Origin of the sequence: Rhodopila sp. (genome assembly GCF_035548235.1) — a bacterium.
Taxonomy (GTDB): domain Bacteria; phylum Pseudomonadota; class Alphaproteobacteria; order Acetobacterales; family Acetobacteraceae; genus Rhodopila.
The window spans coordinates 1-5,925 of record NZ_DASZTJ010000102.1; the positions used below are offsets into that span (position 1 = coordinate 1).

At 66.0% G+C, this 5,925-nt stretch carries 5 protein-coding genes; 2 read left to right on the top strand and 3 right to left on the bottom strand.

Annotated features, from left to right (window positions below; translation table 11 throughout):
* Positions 1-78 precede the first annotated feature (78 nt).
* Positions 79-3,654 (bottom strand): hydantoinase B/oxoprolinase family protein, encoded by a 3,576-nt coding sequence (locus tag VHB27_RS08935; protein ID WP_325599411.1) that lies wholly within the window; start codon positions 3,652-3,654, stop codon positions 79-81.
* 172 nt (positions 3,655-3,826) lie between these two features.
* Here VHB27_RS08935 and VHB27_RS08940 point away from each other — a divergent pair, with 172 nt between their 5' ends.
* Both VHB27_RS08940 and VHB27_RS08945 read left to right on the top strand, forming a co-directional pair.
* The gene (locus VHB27_RS08940; RefSeq protein ID WP_325599413.1) at positions 3,827-4,054 is read left to right on the top strand and encodes a hypothetical protein; all 228 of its coding nucleotides are present in this window, start codon (positions 3,827-3,829) and stop codon (positions 4,052-4,054) included.
* Entirely contained in the window at positions 4,051-4,488 is a 438-nt protein-coding gene (locus tag VHB27_RS08945; protein WP_325599415.1) for a TA system VapC family ribonuclease toxin, read from the top strand. The genes VHB27_RS08940 and VHB27_RS08945 overlap by 4 nt, the downstream gene beginning before the upstream one ends.
* A gap of 14 nt (positions 4,489-4,502) precedes the next feature.
* Here VHB27_RS08945 and VHB27_RS08950 read toward each other — a convergent pair whose 3' ends face one another.
* Together VHB27_RS08950 and VHB27_RS08955 are read right to left on the bottom strand one after the other, a co-directional pair.
* Complete coding sequence (locus VHB27_RS08950) at positions 4,503-5,600, bottom strand: amino acid ABC transporter permease (RefSeq protein ID WP_325599417.1); 1,098 nt, start codon at positions 5,598-5,600, stop codon at positions 4,503-4,505.
* Positions 5,597-5,925: ABC transporter permease subunit (locus VHB27_RS08955; protein ID WP_325599419.1), on the bottom strand; the 329-nt coding region annotated here is incomplete at its 5' end. The genes VHB27_RS08950 and VHB27_RS08955, both read right to left, overlap by 4 nt.

Below are 5,925 nucleotides of genomic sequence, written 5' to 3' on the forward strand. Positions count from 1 at the left end.
CTGACGCCCTGGAGGAGAGAGATGGCCTGGTCAAGCCGGGCCATGACGAGAGGCGACGAAGCCGCAAGCCCCGTATCTCTACGCCGCGCCGAAACCGCCACCGCCTGGCGTCCGGATCACGAACGCATCTCCCGGCTCCAGTTCCGCCCGGTCCGTTCCGGTCAGCACCGTGCGTGAGCCGTCAGCACGTTCCACCCATTGCTCGCCCGGCGCGCCGTCCGCGCCGCCCTCCAGTCCGAACGGCGCGACGTTCCGGCGGGACGATACGATCACCGCCGTCATCGGTTCCAGGAACCGGATGCGGCGCATCGCCCCGTCCCCACCGATCCATTTACCCTTGCCGCCGGAGCCATGGCGGATACCGAACAGTTCCTGCCGGACAGGATAGCGCAACTCCAGCACCTCGGGGTCGGTCATACGGGTGTTGGTCATATGGGTCTGGATCGCCGACGTTCCGTCGAAGCCCGGACCGGCACCGGTGCCGCCGCAGATCGTCTCGTAGTATTGCCGCGTCGCATCGCCGAACAGGAAGTTGTTCATCGTCGCCTGCGAGCACGCGATCACCCCCAACGCGCCGAACAACGCATTGCAGGTGGCCTGCGAGACCTCGGTATTGCCGGCCACCACGGCCGCGCCGGGGTTCGGCGACAGGAACGTGCCGGGTGGAATGACCAGCGTCAGCGGCTTCAAGCAGCCATCGTTGAGCGGGATATCGCTCCCCACCAGACACCGGAACACATACAGCACTGCCGCTCGGGTCACCGCCGGCGGGGAGTTGAAATTCCCCTCGTGCTGCGGTCCGGTGCCGGTGAAGTCGACGATCGCGCTGCGGGTCGCCTTGTCGACATGCACCGACACCGCAAGGTCGCGACCATTGTCCATTTTGTAAAGAAACTTCCCGGACCCGATACGGTCGATGACGCGTCGGACCGATTCTTCGGCATTGTCCATGACGTGACGCATATACGCGGACGTCACCGGCCAGCCGAACTGGCCGACCACGCGCTGCAGTTCCTGCACGCCTTTCTCGTTGGCGGCCACCTGGGCCTTGATGTCGGCCACGTTCACGTCGGGACTGCGCGCCGGGTATTTCGCCGATGCCAGCAACGCGCGGAATTCGGCTTCTCGGAAATCCCCGCCATCGACCAGCAGGAAATCGTCGATGACGACGCCTTCCTCCTCCAGCGTATGCGACATCGGCGGCGTCGAACCCGGCGTGATCCCGCCGATGTCGGCGTGATGGCCGCGATTGCCCAGGAAGAACAGGATATCCCGACCGGCACTGTCGAACACCGGCGTGATGACGGTGACATCGGGCAAGTGCGTGCCGCCGTTGAACGGGTTGTTCAGCGCCACCACGTCGCCAGGCTTCAAGGTATTCCCCCGGCGCGCCAGCACGGTGCGCACCGACTCGCCCATGGCCCCCAGATGCACCGGCACATGCGGTGCGTTGGCGACGAGGTTGCCGTCGGCGTCGAAGATCGCACAGGAGAAGTCGAGGCGTTCCTTGATGTTCACGCTCATCGACGTGTTCTGCAGCACCGCGCCGGTCTGCTCCGCGACGTTCATGAACAGGTTGTTGAACAGCTCCAACAGCACCGGATCGGGTTTCTCGCTGCCGGCGGGGACACGGGACGGCAACGCCTCAACACGGCGCAGGATCATGTGGTCCAGCTTCGTCACCTCGGCCTGCCAGCCCGGCTCGACGATCGTGGTGGCGTTGGCCTCCTTGACCAGCGCCGGGCCTTTGATCGTGTCGCCAGCCAGCAGGGTGGTGCGGTCGAACACCGGCGCGGCATGTTCGGCGTCGCCGGAAAAGATCGTCACCGTGTCGATCGGCGCCGGGGCGCCGCCGGCGCGGGTGCCGAGCGTGGCTTCCTCGGCGGGGGCGCCGGGAAGGGTGGCTTCGGCGGCAACGGTTTCCACGACGACAGGACGTTCCGGCGTGGCGAAACCGAAGCGCGCGCGATGGGCCTTGGTGAACGCGTCGCGGATCGTGTCGATATCGGTCAGCGGAATGATCAGCGCGGCTTCGGTGCCGGCATAGCGTAGATGGACCGTACGGGCGACGGTCACCTGCGCCGGGTCGGCGCCCTGGGATTGCAGCGCTGCGGTAGCGCCCGCCGCCAGCGTGTCGGCGACGTCCCGCACCTGCGCCATGGTCTCGGCCGCCAGCGGGATTTCGACCGCCTGCTCGCGCATCGCGGTCTGGTCGGCCAGTCCCATGCCATAGGCCGACAGCACGCCGGCATAGGGATGGATGAACACCGTCTCCATGCCCAACTGGTCAGCCACCAGGCAGGCGTGCTGGCCACCCGCGCCGCCGAAGCATTGCAGGGCGAAGCGGGTGACGTCATGGCCTTTCTGTACGGACACCTGCTTGATCGCGTTCGCCATGTTGGCGACGGCGATTTGCAGGAAGCCCTCGGCCACCTGCCGCGGCGTACGGTCGCCGATCTGCTTGGCCAGTTCGGCGAACTTGACCTGCACGACCTCAGCGTCGAGCGGCTGATCGGCATGCGGGCCGAAGATCGGCGGGAAATGCTTGGGCTGGATTTTGCCGACACAGACATTGGCGTCGGTCACCGTCAGCGGCCCGCCGCGGCGGTAGCAAGCGGGCCCTGGATTGGCCCCGGCCGAGTCCGGCCCGACCCGCATCCGGGCACCGTCGTAATGCAGGATGGATCCGCCGCCCGCGGCAACGGTGTTGATCGCCATCATCGGGGCGCGCATGCGCACGCCGGCGACCGCGGTCTCGAACGCCCGCTCGAATTGGCCGGCGTAGAGCGCCACGTCGGTCGAGGTGCCGCCCATGTCGAAGCCGATGATCTGGTCGAAACCGGCCATCCCGGCGGTGCGGGCGGCGCCGACGATCCCGCCGGCAGGGCCGGACAGGATCGCGTCCTTGCCCTGGAAGTTCTCCGACAGCGTCAGGCCGCCGTTGGACTGCATGAAATAGACCGCGGTACCCGGCAATTCGCTGGTCACCTGGTTCACGTAGCGGCGCAGGATCGGGGAGAGATAGGCGTCCACCACCGTCGTATCGCCCCGAGGCACGAGCCGGAGCAGCGGACTGACGGCGTGGCTGGCGGAGACCTGGGTGAACCCGGCCTGCCGCGCGAGGTCGGCCAGACGCTTTTCGTGGTCGGGGTATTTCCAGGCGTGCATCAGCACGATGGCGCAGGCCTCGATGCCCTTGGCGCGCGCGGCCTCCAGCGTGGCCAAGGCAGCCTGTTCGTCCAAGGGTTCGATCTCGGTGCCGTCGACACCGACACGGCCGGCGACTTCCTCGACCTGCTCGTACAGCATCGATGGCAGCGCGATCGCCAGGTCGAACAACCGGGGGCGAGCCTGGTTGCCGATGCGCAGCGCGTCGCGGAAGCCCTTGTTGACCAGCAGCAGGGTGCGGTCGCCCTTGCGCTCCAGCAGCGCGTTGGTTGCGTCGGTGGTGCCCATCTTCACCGCGTCGATCAGGTTGGGCGGAACGGACTGGTCCCCAGGGATGTTCAGGATGGCACGGATGCCGGCTATGGCGGCGTCCTTGTAGCGTTCCGGATTCTCGGAGAGCAACTTGTGCGTGGTCAGCCGCCCGTCCGGGTCGCGCGCGACGATGTCGGTGAACGTGCCGCCGCGGTCGATCCAGAACTGCCACATGGGGTGAGAGGCTCCTGTCGGTTATTGCGGCGCGCATAGGGGCAGGATGGGGGGGCGGGCGCAAGGGGCTATGTGGCAGGAGAGAAGGCCCTGTCGCGAGGATCTCCCTTGAGCGTCGTTCGATGACGACTTAAGTGATGCGTGATGTTTGATGCAGCAACAGAAGGGTGTGATGCGGACGACATTATCAATCGACGATGACGTGCTGATCGCCGCGAAGGCCCTGGCACGGCAGCAAAACCGCTCCCTCGGTGAGGTCGTCTCCGCCCTTGCTCGGCGGTCCCTGGAGCGGCCGGCGCCGGAAGGGTCTCGCAACGGCATTCCCTTGCTGGCGCCGAGGACGGACAGCCCGCCGATCACGCTGGAACTGGTTAACGCTCTGCGTGACGAGGCGCCTTGACCTACCTGCTCGACGTCAATGTCCTGGTTGCGCTGATGGATCCCGGACATGTCGCGCATGACGACGCGCACCGATGGTTCGAGATCGAAGGGCATGCGGCATGGGCAACCTGTCCCATCACGGAAAACGGCGTCATCCGAATCGTCGGCACTCCCAAATATCCGAACTCGCCCGGGGTGCCGTCTGTGATCGCGGATATGGTCCGCTTGTTGCGGACACTGCCGGGGCATCGTTTCTGGCCCGACGATCTTAGCCTGGCGCATGCGCCTGATATCGACACTACGAAGATATTGATCCCGGGGCAGGTGACGGACACCTATCTGCTGGCGCTTGCCAAGGCGCATGGCGGCCAGTTGGCGACGTTCGATCGCAGATTGTCCGTCGCGGCGATAAGGGACGGAAAGGCAGCGCTTCACCTGATTCCAAGCGGCTGAGTCTCAACCCCAGCCTAATCACCCCGCCCCAACCGCCGCTCCATGCTCCGCCCATACGCCGACATCGCGAAACAGCAGACGAAGAAAATCATTGCCGAGAACACATACCCCTCGGTCGCAAATCCGAGCCACGCCGGGTCCTTCAGCGCCTGTTCCACGGACCCCAGCAGATCGAACAGGCCGATGATCGTCACCAGCGTCGTGTCCTTGAACAGGTCCACGACCGTATTGATGATCCCCGGCACGATAATCCGCATCGCCTGGGGCAACACGACGAAGGCCTGGGCCTGCCACCAGCTCAGCCCCAGTGAATAGGCGGCCTCTTCCTGGCTGGAGGAAACGCCTTGCAGGCCGCCGCGCACCACCTCGGCCATGTAGGCGGCATTGAACAGCACCAGTGCCGCCATGGCGCGCAGCAGACGGTCGACCGAGACCCCGTTCGGCAGGAACAGCGGCAGCACCACGGCCGACAGGAACAGCACCGTCAGCAGGGGCACGCCGCGCCAGATCTCGATATAGCCGATCGACAGCATCCGGACGCCGCGCAAGCGGGACCGGCGTCCGAACGCCAGGAGGATACCCAACGGCAGGGAGCCCGCGACCGTCACGAAGGTGATGATCACGTCCAACATCAACCCGCCCCACAGGGACGTATCGACATAGGCCAGGCCGAGCAGCCCGCCCGCCAGCAGTACCCAGCCAAGGGCGGGGACCGCCGTCAGCAGCAAAAGCATGAACAGCCAGCGCCGCCGCGTACCGTCACGCAGCACCGGGACGCAAAAACCCGCCACGAGCGCGAACGCCGCGTCGACCCGCCAATACAGGTCCGACGGGTAGTCGCCATAAAAGAAATGCGGCAGCCGCACGCGGATGAACGTCCAGCAGGCACCGTCGCCCCGGCATGCCGCCCGCGTCATTCCCGAGAACGTTGCGTGAGCCACCGCCCAGCGCACCAGCGGCGGCACGATCAGCCAGGCAAGCATCAGCACGGCGATCGTCAAAGCGGTGTTGAAGACGGAGCCGAACAGGTTGCGCCGCAGCCAGTCCACGGCAAGCAGCGGCGGAAGATACCGCGGCGCCCGGCCTCGCCGACCGATCGTCGTGCTGCTCATCGTTCCACCAGCGCGACGCGTCGGTTGTACCAGTTCATCAGCATCGAAACGATCAGGTTGATCGCGAGGAAAACCCCCATCAGCAGGGCCATCGACTCGATCTCGCGGTTGGACTGCATCATCGCGGTGCCGGCGAAGATCTGGTACAGTTCCGGATAGGCCACCGCGGCGCCGAGGGAGCTCGACTTGATGATGTTCAGGTATTGGCTCGTCAGCGGCGGCACCATTACCCGCAGCGCCTGCGGCAGGACGATCTTCGACAAGACTTGCCCCGGCCGTAATCCCAGGCTGAGCGCCGCTTCGCGCTGGCCCCTATGGACCGACA

Excerpts from the sequence above, each read along its gene's own strand:
- VHB27_RS08950 (WP_325599417.1), bottom strand. The coding sequence starts at position 5,600 with ATGAGCAGCACGACGATCGGTCGGCGAGGCCGGGCGCCGCGGTATCTT.
- VHB27_RS08940 (WP_325599413.1), top strand. The coding sequence starts at position 3,827 with ATGCGGACGACATTATCAATCGACGATGACGTGCTGATCGCCGCGAAG.
- VHB27_RS08935 (WP_325599411.1), bottom strand. The coding sequence starts at position 3,654 with ATGTGGCAGTTCTGGATCGACCGCGGCGGCACGTTCACCGACATCGTC.